Below are 16,309 nucleotides of genomic sequence, written 5' to 3'. Positions count from 1 at the left end.
ACCTCCGAGCCCGCCCCACCCGCGCCGACCCGCCGACCTGACGAAGAATGCACCGGCTCGCCAGACCTGCCCCACATCGCCCGTTCGACCCCAGCCGCCTCCTCGGCCCCTACCCAGGGCGTGACGTGGTGCTGGTGAGCAGCGGGCACAAGCCAGCCACAGCCAGTGACGGCGCCTCAGCGCAGCGCCAACCCAGCCACCTCACTGATTCGGACCCGGATCGACCACCTCCATATGCCGGGACCCGGAACCACGAAGGGAGGGCGCTCGGCGCCCGACAGGCGGCGCCCGGGTGCGGGCGCGGAGCGTCCGGCACCGGGACCGCCGTACTCTGCCCTTACCATGTCTGCGTCGTTTGGCTCGTACGAAGGCCACGGTCCGTACGAGGACCGTTACGAGCGTGCGCATGGCTCGGACAGCTACCCGGCCGCCGAACCGCCGTCGCCATGGGTGGTCGACGCCGCCGCGCCGGCCGGCCAGCGCAGCACTCCCGCCCCCGGGCGCTCGGGGCCGGTGACCGACTGGCGGCTCGCGGTCGACGAGTTCGGCCGGCCGATTCCGCCGCCGCCGTCGGCGCCCCCGCCCCAGCCAGATCCGCACCCGTCGCCGAGGCCGTCGCCGTCCGAGTACCAGGAACCGGTCGTCGGCCCCCCAATCTCGCCGCCGCACCTGCCCGCGTATGGGTACGCGTCGCCGACAGCGGAGCCATACCTGGACGGGCCCTTTCCGACCGTCTCCCGGCCGGGCAGGTGGCAGCCCGAGGTCACCTCGCTCGACGCGGTGACCACCCACGTGGTGACGGTGGACGAGTCGATGGCCGTCCCGCCGGCCCCCTACGCGGCGCTGCCCTCGGTGTCGATGCCGGCCGGTGTGGTGCCGGCGTCCGTGCCGGTGCCGGCCGGAAACACCGGGGTGGGCCTAACCGCCCTGGACGAGGGCGCGATCGACTTCGACGCGCCCCTTCCGCCGTATCCGGAACCATCCCCGTCGCCGTACCCGCAGCCTCCGCCCGCGCCACCGGCGCCGTCGTACCCGTCGTACCCGTCGGCGGCGTCGCCGGCCGGGTGGGACGTGCTCGTGGACGACGTCGTGCCGGGCCAGGGCGTGCGCCCGCCCGCGCCCGCGGCGCCCGCTGACCGGTTCGTGACGGTCGACCCGGTCGACCCGGTCGACCCGGTCGTCGTCCAGGGTCCAGCCGCGCCGGTCAACCCGGTCGCGCCGGTCGGCCCGGCGGTCATGGACGCCGTCCCGGTCCAGCGACCGCTGTCGCCCTTCGGGCCCGAGACCGTGCCGCCGACGCCGCCGGCCGCGAGTCCCCCGTTGGCCGGGACGGCGCCGTCTACCGCGCCGTCGACCGCGGCGTTGCCGGCCCTGCTGGCGGAGCTGGCCGCGACCGCCGCCGCGGCGGCCGAGGCGATGAACACGGCTGAGGGCGACGTCCAGAGCGCGTCCTCGGGGACCGTGACCGGTCCCGTCGCCCTGCGCCAGTCCGTCCCCGGAGTTCCCGGGGCCCGTGACGGGTTGTCGAGTGGCCTGGAGGCCGAACACACCGACACCCGCCGAGTGCCCGCCCCGCCCGTCGACGGGGGAGGCTGGGCCAGCCAGGAGGATCTCAGCGCCCGGTATGCGGTGGTGCGCGAGCAGGTCGACTACGCCCTGGCCGAGATCGCCCTGGCGCGGGCGGCGTTTCGGCGGGCCAGCGAGGACGACGGCCCCGGCTGGCCCTTCCGTGACAGCGAGCTGGACGTGCTGCGCCGCCCCGCCGTCGCCCGCGCGCTGGCCCGCGAGCTGGCCGGCATCGAGCGCCTGCGTGTTTGGGCTCAGGAGCTCTACTGGCTCCAGGAGCAGCACCGAAACTTCTAGCCCGACCCTTCCGCGGGGTCCCCGCCGATTTGCTACCGGTGGTGGAGGCGCCGAACGTACGGATGGGCATCGAGTGCCGACCAGCAAATCGGTGGGGAAGGTTGGGTCCGCGCGGCGGCGGTCAGCCCGAGGCGCAGGTGATGTTCGAGAAACCCTTCGCCGCGCCGGTCACCTTGTTGTCACAGCCGACGATGTTCAGGGTCGCCTTGCCGTCGTGGATGTAGACGCCGAAGCCCTCGCCGTCCACCGTCAGCCGGTTGGCGCGGATGGTGTTCTCGCGGCCCCAGCCCTTTGCGACCACGTGGGTCTGGATGCCGTCCTCGATGGAACCGCCGTCCGCCGAGCCCGTGTTGTTCTCCACCAGCCAGCCGTTGCCCTTGACGTCGATCCACGAGTCGGCCGCGATCATCCCGGAGCCGCTGAGCCGGTTGCCGCTGACGACCCCGCCCTCGGTGCCCTCCTTGATGTCGATGTTCTCGGAGGTGGTGCCGGCGATGTCGTTCCCGATCACCGAGTTGCGGTTGCTGCGGTCGGGCTCGCAGTTCGTATACGTGCACCAGTTGCTGGTGGCGCTGCCGACGTAGATGCCCTCGCCGAACTTCTCCGAGCGGTTGCCGGTGTCCCGGACGACATTCCCGATCACCAGGTTGTCGGTGCTGGCGGTGCGCAGGTGGATGGCCTCGTCGCCGATCTTGCTGACGTGGAGCGACGCGATGATCGAGTGATGAACGGAATCGGCCACCACGCCCTTGCGCCCGCCGCTGAGGCTGAACCCGACCACCCGGACCCAGGACACCTTGTTCAGGTACAGGAGGTACTTGGCGTCGTCCTCGCCGTCGATGACGGCGTCCGGCGAGCCACACAGCCAGACCGGGCTCGCCTCGGTTCCCGAGACCGTGATGCTGAAGTCGCCGACGTAACGGCCGGCGGCCATCCGGATGATGGTGCCGGGGTGGGCCGACTCCAGTGCCGCCGTCAGCTCGTCCGCGTTGTGCACGGTGGTGCCGCCCCCACCTGGGCAGGTGACCTTCCCGCCGGCCGGAGCGCTCGGGGCGGCACCGCCCGCTCCCACCGGGCCGCCACTCGGGTGCCCCTTCCCGTCACCCGGGCCCTGCGACGCGCTCGGGTTCGGTGAGGCCGCTGGCACCGACGCGAGCTCGGTGGGCCGGTCGCCGCTGCCGCCGCAGGACGCGGCGGCCAGCGTGGCGGCGATGACCAACATCGCCACGCGGACGGCTCCGCCGCCGCGAACCCGAGCCGACGCGCGGTCTCGCGGCATCGACATGGCGTTCACCGATAGTCACCCCGTCTTGATCAGTCACGCCGATTCCGCCTGCCGGCAAGTGGTGTCATCGTCCGGATCGGCGAGGTGGCCGTCGGTGCCCCGGGGCCTGATCGCGGTCCGCCGGTGGCGTTGGCGTTGGCGTGCGAGGAACGAAGTAGTTCGTCGTCGACTCGTCCTCCAGGCCCAGGTCCACGGCGGCGGGCGCCTGCTCCGAGCGGGTGTCACCGCCGGCGCCGGACGATCCCCTGCGCTGCACACGCATCACCGTCAGCGTCGCCTCGGCGTCGACGGGGGGATAGGGCGACGGTCCGCGGACCGGGCGCTGTTCGACCGGGACGTCGTACTCGCGGGCTTGCCGTGACCGGGGCACGGTCCGCACGGGGTCGGATGCGCGACCGCCGACGGCGGGCCGGCCGCGCGGACCCATGATCAGGTCCTGCTGGCCCGGCGGCCGCATGGTCCCACCGGTCAACCGCTTGAGCAGCAGCTCCGACTCCGGGTAGGGATGCGCGGCCGGCCGCTTCCTCGCCCGCCGACGGCTCCACCAGCCGAAGATCGGCAGCAGCACGACTATTCCCCAGACGAGGAGCGCCGGGTGCTGCTCAATGAGCGTGTACCAGTGGTGGGGCTTCAGCGACACCCACCCTCCGGTGCTGTTGTCGTGCACCTCGCGGGTGTTGATGCCGAGCGCCTTGCGGATGTCGATCGCCCGCCATCCCCGGCCGGCGAGCGTGTTGTTCTGGATCTTTGTGTCCGTGGCCTGGCCACGGATCAGGATCGCGTAGTCCGTGGCACCGGTTACCCGGTTGCGGCTGAGGATGTTCGTCGTGGCGTCCTGGACGACGATGCCTCGCTGGCTGTCGGTCATCGTGTTGTTGACCATTGCGGTGCGCCGTGCGTCCGGGCCGACCTGGATCCCCGTCTCGCTGGCGTCGTTCACCTTGTTGTCCGTGATCTGGGTGCCGTTGGCGCCGCTCTTGACGATGATGCCGACCTGGCTTCCGGTGACCTTGTTGGCCCGGACGACGGCGTTCTCACCCCCGACGACCCGGATCCCGTACCGCCCGTTGCCACTGACGGTGTTGCTGTCGATCAGGGTGTCCTTGATCTGGTTGACCTGGACGCCGGTCGCGGTCGCCACCACCCCGAGGCCACGGCCGTCGACCGTGATGCCGTCACCGCTGTTGTCGGTGACCGTGCTGCGCATGACCCGCGATCCGGAAGCGCGGTCAATGGTCATGCCGTCGCCGTGGTTGCGTGCCGCCGTGACGCCCGAGATCAGTGTTCCGGTCGCGTCCCGGTGGACGCCGAGCCCAGAGCGTTCGTTGTCCTCGAGCCGGACACCGATCATCTGGATGCCCTCGCTGCCGGAGATGTAGGCACCGTAGATGTTGTTTCGGAATATGGAGTCCGCGGCGCCGCCGCTGCTGGGCTCGCCCTTGCTCCCGGTCCAGGCGATGCCGCCGGTGCGTCCCGTCCAGAAGCCCAGGTTGCTCGCGTCGACATTGCGGACGATGAGCTCACCGCCCATCGTCCGGATGTAGGACCGACCGTCGACCGTGGTGGTGTCCGGCCGGAGGTTCTGCACGTCCCAACCGACGATGGGCAGCTTGTGGTCCGGCGACGCGCCGACGAACTCCAGCGCGCCGCGCCAGGCGGCGACGGTCGCGAAACCGGTTGGCCCGCTGGCCAGCCGGAGTTCGGTGGCCTGTGAGTTGATCACCAGGCGCGCCTGCGGCCCGACGAGCACGTTCGCCGTGAACAGCACCGCTCCATCGACCTCGCGCCGGCCGCCGCCGGCGTCGATCACATCGGCGGCCGTGTAGGGCTCCGACCGCGCCGGGAGCAGCACGGTCGGCAGGCTGCCCGCCGTCTCGACCAGGACCGGCTGGGTGAGCACACCGAAACGTTCGAACATCGTCCGTAGCCGGATGTCCTCGGCATCCACGAGCGTGGCTTGTTTCTTCGCGTCGGCCGACGAGATGGGAGGGAGAGGCTGTACGGAGGAGGCCTGCGCGGGCAGAGCGGCCAGGACGATGGCGGTGACCGCGGCGCCGGCGAGCAGACTCGCGATCAGCACCCGCGGGCGATGGGCCGGTTGGCTTCGCCGGGGCACGGTCATCAGGCACCCACCGTGGCCGTACCGGGCGCGACGGTCCTGGTGGAGGCGTCCGTCTGCCCCTCACCACCGATCATGTCGGCGCGTCTGGTCAGCCAGCCCTGCTTGTTCATGGACACGAAGGCCCACGCCTTGATCGGTAGCGCGACGACGATGATCATCAACACGGTAAGTGGGAGGATGAATATGTCCCGCGGGTTCTCCCTGAGATGCGAGAAACCGCGGATCATTCGGCCGAGGAGGAGCCAGCAGATCGCGATGATGGGTGCGTTCGCCTCGGGCCGGAACATCCACAGCACGAAGTAGGTCATCGCGACACCCATGGTCACCGGTGTCAGCACGATTTGGAGCACCCCGACCTGGGTGATGAGTGGCTGGCGCCACAACCAGCCCTTGTAGATCGCGGTGAGATAGGTGCGATAGGAATTACGACTCCATCGGACCCGCTGTTTGATGAACGCCCGAAGGCTGTCCGGGAACATCGACATGGCCCGGGCTGTCTCCTGGTGCACCGTCTTGTATCCGGAGGCCAGCACCAGCCACGTGAGCCGACCGTCGTCGCCGGCGATGCAACGGCGCCCGAGGAAGAACTCGTGCTCGAGGTTGTACAGGACGGGCTGGACGGCCGCGCGGCGGTAAGCCGCGGTCCGCCCCGACAGGCAGGCCACCGCGCCTACCCGGCCCTGGGCCGGGACGTAGTCGAGGTATCGGATGTCCACGAGCCAGTTGGCGACCCGCCGCCACACGCTGCTGCGTGGCTCATAGACGTTCTGCCGGGTACCGACCCCCCCGACCTCTGGATCGACGAACGGCATCTGCACGGCCGCCAGCAGGCCGGGCTCCCACGCCGTGTCCGAGTCGCACAGCACGATGACCTCGGACGTCGCCGCTGAGATCCCGACGCCGAGCGCGGAGCGCTTGCCCTCATGCACGAAGGGGATCACTCGGACCTTCGGGTCCGCGCGGCGGTCGAGCAACTCGATCAGCGCCGTGTCCTCGACGTCGGGGACGATGATGATCTCGGTCGGGTTCTGGGCGAGCCAGGTCTTCAGGCAGCGCTCGAGGACCTCTGGGTCCTCGCGGAAGGACGGAACGACGACAGATGTCGTCGTCCTGAAGTTGTTCCGTACAGGTCGGTAACGCATGGAGAACAGTCGTCGTGTGAGCCAGACCACCCACGAGATGACGCCGGCGATGCCGATCGGTACGAGACTTCGGTGGCTGGTTATGAAATCAACCGCCGTACTGAGCCATTGCATTGTCGCGGGACCCCCCAGATGCGACCCGTGGTCGGGCAGCTACGCGCCTTAGCGGCCCTGAATTCCGTCCCCGGCAAGTCAATGATCGATTTCTCCGGTGGACGCCAGTAGGCTAGCAGTGGTCCTGTCGGCACCGATGGTCGCCGCGCTCGCGCTGATCGTCAGATGGCGGATCTTCATATCCCTGGCGACTGCTCTGATCACGGAACGTTATATCTTTCCGTCCGTTGTGAATCTGTGGTCCCACAGTGGTCTCTGCGATTAAATCCCCGCAAGCCCCCGTATCCGCAATCGTCGCCTGGGCTGGCCGGTGTCTAGCTGGCCGGCGGCATTTGGCAACATGCCGTCCGGGCCGCATGGCTAGTTGGACCGGATGCTGAGCGTCATCACGTGACTGCTCATGGCGGCCGGTCGCCTTACGTATATGGGGGGAGTGCGAGCGTGCTTTCTGACACCGCGGTTTCGCGAGGAGATGGTCCGGCGGCCTCTGGTCCGCTGGTGAGGAAGATCAGCGTGGTGGGTACCGGCTACCTGGGTGCCACGCACGCGGTGTGCATGAGTGAGCTCGGCTTCACGGTCGTCGGCCTGGACGTCGACGAGGCCAAGGTGGCGAGCCTCGCTTCGGGTGTCGTGCCGTTCTTCGAGCCCGGGCTCGAGGAGCTGCTTCGCAAGAATCTCGAGTCAGGTCGGCTTACCTTCAGCTCGTCCTTCGAGGACGTCGCCGACGCGGACGCGCACTTCCTGTGCGTGGGTACCCCGCAGCGCGCGGGCTCGTCGGCGGCCGACATGCGCTACCTCGACAGCGCGATGGACGGTCTGCTGGCGGCCGGACTCCGGCCGGGAGCGCTGGTGATCGGCAAGTCGACCGTGCCCGCGGGGACGGCCGCCCGGCTCGCCGCCCGGCTGGCGGCCGAGGCGCCCCAGGCGGGCCTCGGCTGGAATCCGGAGTTCCTCCGCGAGGGCTTCGCGATCGAGGACACCCTGCGCCCCGATCGTCTCGTCTTCGGTGTGCCGACGGATGACGGCGGCCGGGCGGAGGCCGTCCTGCGCGAGATCTATGCCCGGCCGCTCGACGCCGGCACTCCCCTGATCGTCGCGGATTTCGCCACCGCCGAGCTGGTGAAGGTCGCGGCGAACTCCTTCCTCGCCATGAAGATCTCGTTCATCAACGCGATGGCCGAGGTCTGCGAGGCGACCGACGGCGATGTGACGGTCCTGGCGAAGGCGCTTTCCTACGACACCCGGATCGGCGGCCGATTCCTCGGGTCCGGTGTGGGCTTCGGCGGGGGCTGCCTGCCCAAGGACATTCGTGCCTTCCAAGCGCGGGCGCAGGAGCTGAACATCGGGCGCTCGGTCGCGTTCCTCGGCGAGGTCGACGCGATCAACCTCCGACGGCGGGCACGCGTCGTGGAACTGGCGACCGAGGTGATCGGTGGCGAGGTGACCGGGAAGCGGGTGGCTGTCTTCGGCGCCGCCTTCAAGCCGAACAGCGACGACATCCGGGACTCGCCGGCGCTCGACGTCGCCAAGGCGCTGTATGACGCGGGCGCGGTGGTCACCGTCTGCGACCCGGCGGCGATCCCGAACGCCCGACGCCGTCACCCTGAACTGCGGTACGAGCTGAACGCGCTCGATGCGGCGCTGGACGCCGATGTGGTGCTGCACCTGACCGAGTGGGCGGAGTTCCGCGAGATCGACCCCGCTGTGCTCGCGTCCGTCGCTCGTAATCCGGTCGTCATCGACGGGCGTAACACCCTCGACCCGGTGCGTTGGCGGCAGGCCGGCTGGACCTTTCACGCACTTGGTCGGCCGACCTTGTGAGGATCGGCGAACAGGAAACACGGTTGAACGGGGGAATGAGCCGGCGGGCGTTGATGCGCTCGTCGGCCGCCTGCGCGCTGGGGCTGGCGGCGGCCGGCCTCAGCGGTGGGCTTGCCGCCTGCGATTCGGGCACAGGGCAGGTCGATCCGGCGAGCGAGACGTTGCCGCCGGACACGTTGACGCCGGCCGCGGCCACGACCGCGCCGGCGGGTGCTCGCCGCACCCTCGCCAACCCGGGTGTCGCCAGGCAGTTCTTCGGCGAGAAGCTGGTCCCGACGACCCGGTCCAGCTTCGGACTCGACCTGGCCGAGGTGCTGCCGTCCGACGACAAGCGGTTCCCTTCTTTTCTGCGGGTGTCGATCCCGGTCGACGTCACGAACCCCGAGGAGACGCGGGCCTACCAGGACGGGGCCACCTACGGCGGCGTCCAGATGTTCGTCGACCACACCTTGCGCTCGCCGTACGAGCTCTACCTGCGTTATTACGTGAGATTTCCGCGGAACTTCGACTTCGGGAAGGGTGGCCGTCTGCCGGGTTTCTTCGGGACGATCGTGAAGAACCGGGTACGAACGGAGACGATGCGCAGCGGCTTTGCCACGCGTTTCGCGTGGAGAGATGGTGACTCCGGCCTCGTATATGCGAACACGGCCCGCTCCGATCATCCGACCAACACCGTGGGCAAGGACACCTGGCACTGGCCACGAGGGCGGTGGGTCTGCGTCGAGCAGGGTCTGAAGTTGAATTTCGAGGGTTTCGCCGACGGGCTGATGCTCATCTGGATCGACGGCCAGCTCGTGTTCAAGGACCAGAAGTTCAACCCCAGGATCTCCAACGACCTGAGGGTCGGCGGTTTCCTGGTGACGGCCACCTTCGGCGACGGCGGCGCGACCTTCAAACCGGCCTCGCCACAGACGATCGACCTGGCCGGCTTCGCCTATGACGTGAAGCGGCTCAACCCCCTCCCGAAGCCCGAGGACGGTTAGCCACCGCCCACGCTCGCGAACCAGGCGACGCCAAGAGCCCCAGCCACGCATGACCACGAAGTCGTCCTCCCGCAAAAGGCCAGTCCGGTTCGCAACGTTGAAACGTTCCGTAACTGAGCTGGCCCGGAGGCGCACCTCCGCGGAGGCCCGGCCACGAGCGAAGCGAAGTGGTTGGGCCGCAGCGGAGGTCGCCGGAGGGCACGTGAGCGGAGGAGGACACCGCGCGGAGGTCCCTCGGGAGCGAAGCGAGTGAGGGGCCGGAGCGCGGTGCCCGGACGGAGCGAACCAGCTACTCAGTGCGGTGGGGTCAGCATGACGACGGTGGCGGGGCCCTCGAGGCTGTCGAAGGCGCGGCCCGCCAGCGCGGCGGCGGTGATGTTGCCCTTGCGGTGGTAGCGCTCGAGCGCGTCCGCCAGGCTCACGGCCGCGTCGTCCTTGCGGTCGGCGCGGTGCAGCACCTCGGCGCGGGCGAGCAGCGCGGTGGCCTGGCAGTCGAAGTCGTCGGTCTTGCCGGCGAGGTCCACGGCGGTGTCGGCGAACCGCAGCGCCTCCGCGTCGCGGCCGCGGATGGCCAGCAGCCGCGCGTGGACGCCGCACCAGCCGGCCTGGGCGGGCAGCTGGTCGGTGGCGGCCGCGTCCCGGCAGCGGGTCACGTACTTGCCGGCCTCGTCGAGCCGGCCAAGCGCCAGCATGGTCTCGGCTAGCGCCGCGGCCCTGGTCGCGAGGTAGGCCCGCTCACCCATCTGGGACAGGCGCCGGCAGCTGCGGCGCAGCTCCCGTTCGGCGGTGGTGAGGTCGTCGGCGAGCAGCGCCACTCTGGCCACGACGAACCCGCTGTGCAACGGGTCGAAGCGTGGGCCGCGCAGATCCCAGACGATCTCCTCGGCGTCCTTGAGATGAGCCCTCGCGGCCTCCAGATCGCCGGCCATGGCGGTGAGCACCGCGAGCTGGGCGAGCAACGCCCGCCGCTGGCCGCGGTCGTCCCCCGCCTCCGCGAGCGCGGCCGTCGCGATCGCGATCGACTCTCCGACCGGCCGCGGCGTCCAGCTCAGCAGGCCGGTCAGCTCGCGGCGTAGCGACTGGGCCGCCCGCGGCACGCCCGAGTCCTCGGCGTGCCCGACCGCCATCTCCATCGCCTTCTCGGCCGCGGCGTACTGGCCGGCCGCGGTGTAGGCGGCGGCCTGGCTGCGGCAGGCCAGCGCCGCGCCGACCTCGTCGCCCTCGCGGACGAAGTCCGCCAGCGCCTCGCCGGCCTCCTCCAGAGTGGTGGCGACCAGCCCGTCCGGCTCGGTGGAGAACAGCACCCGGAGGTGGGCGAGCCGGGCGTGCGCCCGCAGCCCGTCCTCGCCGGCGCGCCGCGCCCGCTCGGTGACCTGGCGCAGGATCCGGTCGGCATCCGAGAGCCGGCCGAACGAGTACAGTGCCCAGCCCAGGTCGATCTCGGCCCGCAGGCGCAGCGGGTCCAGCTCAGGCAGCAGCACGATCGCCCGCTTGAGCAGCTGGGCGGCGCCCATCTCGTCGCCCTGGCGGACCCGGTCGGCCGCCTCGATCAGGCAGGTCGCGGCCTGCCGGCCGAGCTCGCCGATCGCCTCGTCCCGCTGGCCGAGCTCGACCCGGTAGCGGTAGGCCTGCTCCAGGTGGTAGCCGACCAGCTCGTCGTGCTCGCCCGGCCCGCCCAGCATCCTGGCCTGCAGCCAGCGGGCGAACCGCTCGTGCAGGTCGGCTCGCTGCCGCTTGGACGTCGCCTGGTAGGCGCAGTCGCGCAGCAGCACGTGCAGGAACCGGAACCTCTCGACGCCGGGCAGGTCCGAACGGTCCGGGTGGACCAGCTCCTTGCGGACCAGCGCCAGGCAGTGCGCCGCGACGTGGGGCCGCTCGTCGGGCTCGGACAGGTCGACGACGGCGTCCAGGTAGAACCGGTTGCCGACCACCGCCGCCCGCTCCAGCACCCGGCGCTCGGCGGCGTCGAGCCGGTCGAGCCGGGCGGCGAGCAGCGCCGAGATCGTCGGCGGGACCTTGACGTTGCGCAGGCTGCTGGTGGCCGTCCAGCGGCTGCCCTCCCGGCGCAGCAGGCCGTCGTCGACCAGTGCGGCGACCATCTGCTCGACGAACAGCGGGTTGCCCGCCGCCGACGAGGTGATCCGGTCGACCAGCTCCGGGGCGAGGTCGTCCGAACCCATCAGGCTGCGGATCAGCCGCTGGCAGCGCGCCTCGGTGAGTGGCTGCAGCAGCATCGACGTGGCGTTGAGCTTGCCGCCGCCCCACTGCCTGCGCTCCTCGAGCAGCTCGGGCCTGGTCAGGCTCAGCAGCAGGATCGGGGCGTCGCGCGACCAGTCGGTGATGTGCTCGACCAGGTCGAGCAGCGTCGGCTCGGCCCAGTGCACGTCGTCGAAGCAGAGGACCAGCGGGCGGCGTTCGGCGAGCGCCTGGAAGAACGTGCGGACCGCCCAGAAGCTCTCCTGGGTGCTCACCTCGGCGCCGCCGAGGCCGACCAGCGGGGCGAGCGCGGCGACCACCTCGGTCGCCCCGGCCACCCCCAGCTCGTCGAGCAGCTCGCGCAGCCGGCGCCGGCCCTCCGACGCCGGCGAGTCGGCCGACACCCCGGTGGCCTGCCGGACCATCTCCATCAACGGCCAGTAGGCGATGCCCTCGCCGTAGGAGAGGCAGCGCCCCCACAGCACGGTCGCCCGGTTCGAGACGCCGTCGCAGAACTCCTTCACCATCCGTGACTTTCCGATGCCGGCCGGGCCGAGCACCGTGAACAGATGACAGATGCGTTCCTCGACGACGGCCTCGAAGGCGTCCTGGATGCGTCGGCGCTCCCGGTTGCGGCCGATGACCGGCGCCGCGAGGCTCAGCGACGGCGTTCGGCTGCCGGGCCCGGCCGTCGGGTCGACCAGCGCGACCAGCCGGTGCGCCCGCAGCGGGTCGCGCTTGCCCTGGACGACGAGCGGGCCGACGGGGTCGACGGTGACGCTGGGCCGGATCAGCCGGTGGGTGTTGTCGCCGATCAGGATCTCGTCCGGGGCGGCCGCCTCCTCCAGCCGGGAGGCGACGTTGACCGGGTCGCCGGTGACGCCGCTGCCGGCGACGGTGACCTCGCCGGTGTTGATGCCGATCCTGATCCTCAGCCCGAGGCCCCAGTCACGGCGCAGGTCGGCGTTGAGCTCACGGATCCTGGCCCGGATGTCGAGCGCGGCCCGCACCGCCCGCAACGCGTCATCCTCGTGCAGCACCGGGATGCCGAAGACGGCGAACACGGCATCGCCGATGAACTTCTCGACGGTGCCACCGTGGGAGTAGATGACCTCGCGGACGTTCGTGAAGAACCGCCACATCATCTGCTGCAGCGGCTCGGAGTCGATGTTCTCGCCGATGTGGGTCGAGCCGGTGATGTCGACGAACATGATCGTCACCGTCTTGCGGGTCCCGCTGCGCGCGGTGGGCAGGGGGTTCCCGCAGCCGGAGCAGAACCGGGCGCGGTCCGGGTTCTCCTCCAAGCATGTCGGGCACGCCACCATGTGCCGGATGGTAGGCCGATCGGGTGGCCTGACGGCAGGGGATCTCGGCATCGGTCGCTCGCGTCGTGACTCGTCCCACACCGGTTCCTCCTGGGGGGTGCTCCACGGCCCGTCGCCGGGAGCTACCGGTCTGCCCGCTCGCGATCCCGAGGGCAACGGCCGCCAGGCAGGCGGAGAAAGATCATTTTCGCTCATCCGGGCAGGTCCCGGCGCAGCGCGACGAGCGCGGCGGCCGTCGCGGCGGCGGCCCAGCCGAGCGAGGCCCACAGAGACACCGCGTCCAGCTCCGAGGTCGGCCAGGCCAGCACGCCGAGCGGACTGCTGACTGGCCCGCGGAACCGGCTGGTGTCGCCGACCAGCTCGAGCAGGCCCACGCCGACCAGGCCAAGCAGCGCCGCGCTCGGGCCTCGGGTCAGTGACCCGACCGCCACGCCGACGACGGCGGCGGCGCAGACGGCGAGGACGACGACGGCGAAGGTGCCCGCGAGCTCACCCGGCCGGTCCAGACGCATGGTCCTGGCGTCGTGACGGGCGACGCCGACCGACACCCAGGCGGTGAACGTCAGCGTGGACAGGGCCGCGCCGAGCGCCACGACGGTCAACAGCTGCGCGCCGAGCACCCGATGACGGGCCGGTGTGACGAGCCAGGTGAGGGTGGCGGTGCGCCAGCGGAACTCGCTCGCCGCGATCTGGGCCCCGAGCGCCATCAGCAGGTAGCCGAGCAGCAGGCCCGACCGGGCGCGCAGGCCGTCCCAGGTACTGGCGGGCGAGGCCTGAGCACCCCAGAACACGAGCATCGGGATCTGGAGGAGCAGAAACAGCGCAATGGCGTTGCGTTGGCCGCGACTCGCGGTGATCTTGAAGAGTTCGGTGCGCACCAAGACGCCCAATCCGGCCGGCCGCTTGGTCCTGGCATGCGTCCGCGTAAGGGCGGACTTCCGAGCTGTCGCGGACTTTCGGGCTACAGCGGCGCCGCCGTGCGCTGGGCGCTGACTGTCGGTCGTGCCGCGACCAGGGGGAAGCATGGCGGTCATCGGCCAGCCACCTGGCGTCGCCCGGGGTAGGGCCCCGGTTCCTGGTTGTTCGCGTCGTCACTGGTCAGAGCGAAGAAGACACCCTCCAGGTCGGGCCCGGTGGTGCGCAGCTCGAGGAGGGGAATCTGGTGCTCGGCCGCCACCTGCCCGACCCGCTCGGCCCAGCCAGGCGGCAGCCGCAGCTCGTCCGGCCCCGCCCGTCGGACCGGGCCGCCCGAGCCCTCCGCCCCTCTCGACTCGTCGGCTGTGGCGTCGGCGTCGGCGTGAGCTTCGGCTTCGGCGGCGAGCAGGTCGGCGAGCAGGTCGGCGTGTCGGGTTCTGACGGTGACCGAGCCCTGGCCGATCTCGGGCATCGGGGCATCCAACGCGACCCGGCCGCGGTCGATGATGACGACGTGGTCGACGGTCTGGGCGACCTCGGCCAGCACATGGCTCGACAGCAGCGCCGTGCGGCCTTCGGCGGCCCAGGAGCGCAGGAAGTCGCGCAGCCAGCGGATGCCCTCCGGGTCGAGGCCGTTGGCCGGCTCGTCGAGCACCAGGAGCTCCGGGTCGCCGAGCAGCGCCCCCGCGAGCGCGAGCCGCTGGCGCATGCCCAACGAGAAGGAGCCGGTGGCGCGCTCGGCCGCGTCCTCGAGGCCGACGAGGCCGAGCACCTCCGTCACCCGACGCCTGCCGACCCGAAGAGGCATCGCGAGCGCGCGCAGGTGATCCACCGCGGCCCGGGCCGGGTAGGTGGCTGGCTCCAGCACGGCGCCGACCCGGCGCGCCGGGTCGGCGAGCTCCCGGTAGCGGAGGCCGTCGATCAGCGCGCGGCCGCTCGTCGGGGCGACCAGCCCGAGCAGGGCACGCAGGGTGGTGGTCTTGCCGGATCCGTTCGGCCCCAGGAAGCCGGTGACCGAGCCGCGCCGCACCGAGAAGCTGACGTCGGTCACCGCGTGCACTCGCCGGTACCGTTTCGTCAGGTTCTCGACAGAGACGATCAGGCTGACGGCGGGCCTCCCGCGACGCGACGACGGTGTTACCGGCCAAAGGGTGCGCGATGATCGCGAAGCCGCGCGCCCGGAGGCCATTGTCAAGTGTCCCAGGCCTAAGGGCACGCGATGGTGGCGAAACCGCGCGCCCGGAGGCCATTCTCAGGTGTTACTGGCCTAAGGGCACGTGATGGTGGCGAAGCCGTGCGCCCACAGGCCCGCTTCAGGGTTACGGTTCCCACGATAGCCAGCGGCACCGGGCAGGACGGTCAGGAGATGTCCGCCCACCGGAACTCGCCGTTGGGCTCGCGCAGGCAGGCGACAGGGCGGCCGGAGGGCCCCTGCTGGACCTGTCCCATGTCCGAGCTGTCGCACTCGGCGCCGGGTGTCGGCCCTTGCTGCTGTTGCTCGGGCGGGGCGTCCGACCAGCTGCCCAGGCCGTTCGAGCCGGTGGCCGGCGGGGCGCAGTAGAGCAGGAGGCCGTTGATCGCGATGGCGGGCGCGGTGTCCAGGCTCGGCGCGCAGGGCTCACCGACGAAGACGGGCGACGCGGACACGTTCGGCGCGGTGGGTGCCCCGCTTTCCCCGGAGGGGGTGGCACCGGCACCGTCGCTCGCCTGGCCGGAGCCGGTCGCCTCGCCGCCACCGGTCGCCTGGCCCGTACCGCCCGCGCCGCCGGAGCTCCCGGTGTCGCCACCGCTGGTCGCGCCGCCTGTGGTGGGCGCTGGCTGAGGGCTCGGTTCGGGAGTGGTGGGCGTCCCGCCCGGGTCCGCGGTGGTCGTCGTAGCGCCCTCGGGGGCGGACGAGCTGAGCGTCTCGTCCCTGTCCTGCCCGCATCCGGCCAGGGCGGTGGCGACCAGTAGCGGTAGTGCGCCCATCACGATCGCCTGGCGAACGAGACCAGGTCGCCGGCTCCACCGACGACTGAGACCAGGTCGCCGGCTCCGCCGGCGAACGTGCGTCCACCCGGCCACGGCCTACCTCCTCCCACCCGGCGGACCGCGGGCGTGCACCGGTCGCCGAGAGCAGCCGTCGATCACCTAATTACGAGGCGCTAACAAGCTATCGCGCTCCGTAGTGCTGCGCCGCCCTTCTGGCGGCTCTGTCAGTCGTGTCCGACGGGTACCCATCCCCCAGCTTAGATATGCCATTGATCGTTAGGTGGCTATCTGTCGTGGTTTGGGTGTGGGCGCCGGCCCGATCGGGTGGTCAGGGCGTCCGGTCGCCGCCGTGGAGTCGCATTTGCGTCCTGGTTACCGGCGAGTAGCATGGGGTATCACGTACTCGTCGGTAACCAGGCTCACCACGGCCCGGCGGGTCGCGGCGACGGCAGATTGGCTGACGGCGGCGAGATGAACCTCGCGGCCGGCGGCTCCACAAGACACCCGGCCAAAGGCCGCGCGACGACGGCGAAGCCTCGTCGCGGCCGGCGGCCTCAGCGGACATGGGGGCG

Annotated in this window: 10 protein-coding genes; 3 read left to right on the top strand and 7 right to left on the bottom strand. The window is 71.0% G+C overall.

The window, feature by feature from the left end:
• Positions 1-342 precede the first annotated feature (342 nt).
• A complete protein-coding gene (locus FRCN3DRAFT_RS55930; protein ID WP_007516192.1) occupies positions 343-1,863 on the top strand; it encodes a hypothetical protein in 1,521 nt (506 codons plus the stop codon).
• A gap of 121 nt (positions 1,864-1,984) precedes the next feature.
• Here FRCN3DRAFT_RS55930 and FRCN3DRAFT_RS0205795 read toward each other — a convergent pair whose 3' ends face one another.
• The 3 genes from FRCN3DRAFT_RS0205795 to FRCN3DRAFT_RS0205785 form a co-directional block, all read right to left on the bottom strand.
• Positions 1,985-3,085 (bottom strand): right-handed parallel beta-helix repeat-containing protein, encoded by a 1,101-nt coding sequence (locus FRCN3DRAFT_RS0205795; protein WP_035926502.1) that lies wholly within the window; start codon positions 3,083-3,085, stop codon positions 1,985-1,987.
• A gap of 127 nt (positions 3,086-3,212) precedes the next feature.
• Positions 3,213-5,228 (bottom strand): right-handed parallel beta-helix repeat-containing protein, encoded by a 2,016-nt coding sequence (locus tag FRCN3DRAFT_RS42870; RefSeq protein WP_232793935.1) that lies wholly within the window; start codon positions 5,226-5,228, stop codon positions 3,213-3,215.
• Positions 5,229-5,269: 41 nt separating this feature from the next.
• Entirely contained in the window at positions 5,270-6,526 is a 1,257-nt protein-coding gene (locus FRCN3DRAFT_RS0205785; protein WP_007516189.1) for a glycosyltransferase family 2 protein, read from the bottom strand.
• A gap of 495 nt (positions 6,527-7,021) precedes the next feature.
• Between FRCN3DRAFT_RS0205785 and FRCN3DRAFT_RS0205775 the strand changes: the two genes are divergently transcribed.
• Positions 7,022-8,347, top strand: coding sequence for a UDP-glucose dehydrogenase family protein (locus FRCN3DRAFT_RS0205775; RefSeq protein WP_027140295.1), 1,326 nt, complete (start codon positions 7,022-7,024; stop codon positions 8,345-8,347).
• Between the two features lie 23 nt (positions 8,348-8,370).
• Positions 8,371-9,330, top strand: coding sequence for a polysaccharide lyase (locus FRCN3DRAFT_RS0205770; RefSeq protein ID WP_232793933.1), 960 nt, complete (start codon positions 8,371-8,373; stop codon positions 9,328-9,330).
• Positions 9,331-9,623: 293 nt separating this feature from the next.
• Here FRCN3DRAFT_RS0205770 and FRCN3DRAFT_RS42865 read toward each other — a convergent pair whose 3' ends face one another.
• From FRCN3DRAFT_RS42865 to FRCN3DRAFT_RS42860, 4 genes are all read right to left on the bottom strand, one after another.
• Complete coding sequence (locus FRCN3DRAFT_RS42865) at positions 9,624-12,851, bottom strand: ATP-binding protein (RefSeq protein ID WP_035924376.1); 3,228 nt, start codon at positions 12,849-12,851, stop codon at positions 9,624-9,626.
• A gap of 191 nt (positions 12,852-13,042) precedes the next feature.
• Positions 13,043-13,729, bottom strand: coding sequence for a hypothetical protein (locus tag FRCN3DRAFT_RS0205760; RefSeq protein WP_035926496.1), 687 nt, complete (start codon positions 13,727-13,729; stop codon positions 13,043-13,045).
• Between the two features lie 152 nt (positions 13,730-13,881).
• Positions 13,882-14,817 carry an ATP-binding cassette domain-containing protein gene (locus tag FRCN3DRAFT_RS0205755; RefSeq protein WP_232793932.1) on the bottom strand — a complete coding sequence of 312 codons (936 nt, stop codon included), beginning with the start codon at positions 14,815-14,817 and terminating at the stop codon, positions 13,882-13,884.
• A 308-nt stretch (positions 14,818-15,125) separates the two neighbouring features.
• A complete protein-coding gene (locus FRCN3DRAFT_RS42860; RefSeq protein ID WP_007516182.1) occupies positions 15,126-15,734 on the bottom strand; it encodes a hypothetical protein in 609 nt (202 codons plus the stop codon).
• Positions 15,735-16,309 lie beyond the last annotated feature (575 nt).

The sequence above is a fragment of the Pseudofrankia saprophytica genome, from assembly GCF_000235425.2.
Classification (GTDB): domain Bacteria; phylum Actinomycetota; class Actinomycetes; order Frankiales; family Frankiaceae; genus Pseudofrankia; species Pseudofrankia saprophytica.
Note: the sequence above shows the minus strand (reverse complement) of the source record. Positions and strands in the feature narration are given on the sequence as shown.

What these genes read in the sequence shown, in the direction of transcription:
- FRCN3DRAFT_RS55930 (WP_007516192.1), top strand. Translation starts at nt 343, where the DNA reads ATGTCTGCGTCGTTTGGCTCGTACGAAGGCCACGGTCCGTACGAGGAC.
- FRCN3DRAFT_RS0205795 (WP_035926502.1), bottom strand. Translation starts at nt 3,085, where the DNA reads ATGTTGGTCATCGCCGCCACGCTGGCCGCCGCGTCCTGCGGCGGCAGC.
- FRCN3DRAFT_RS0205785 (WP_007516189.1), bottom strand. Translation starts at nt 6,526, where the DNA reads ATGCAATGGCTCAGTACGGCGGTTGATTTCATAACCAGCCACCGAAGT.
- FRCN3DRAFT_RS42865 (WP_035924376.1), bottom strand. Translation starts at nt 12,851, where the DNA reads ATGGTGGCGTGCCCGACATGCTTGGAGGAGAACCCGGACCGCGCCCGG.
- FRCN3DRAFT_RS42860 (WP_007516182.1), bottom strand. Translation starts at nt 15,734, where the DNA reads ATGGGCGCACTACCGCTACTGGTCGCCACCGCCCTGGCCGGATGCGGG.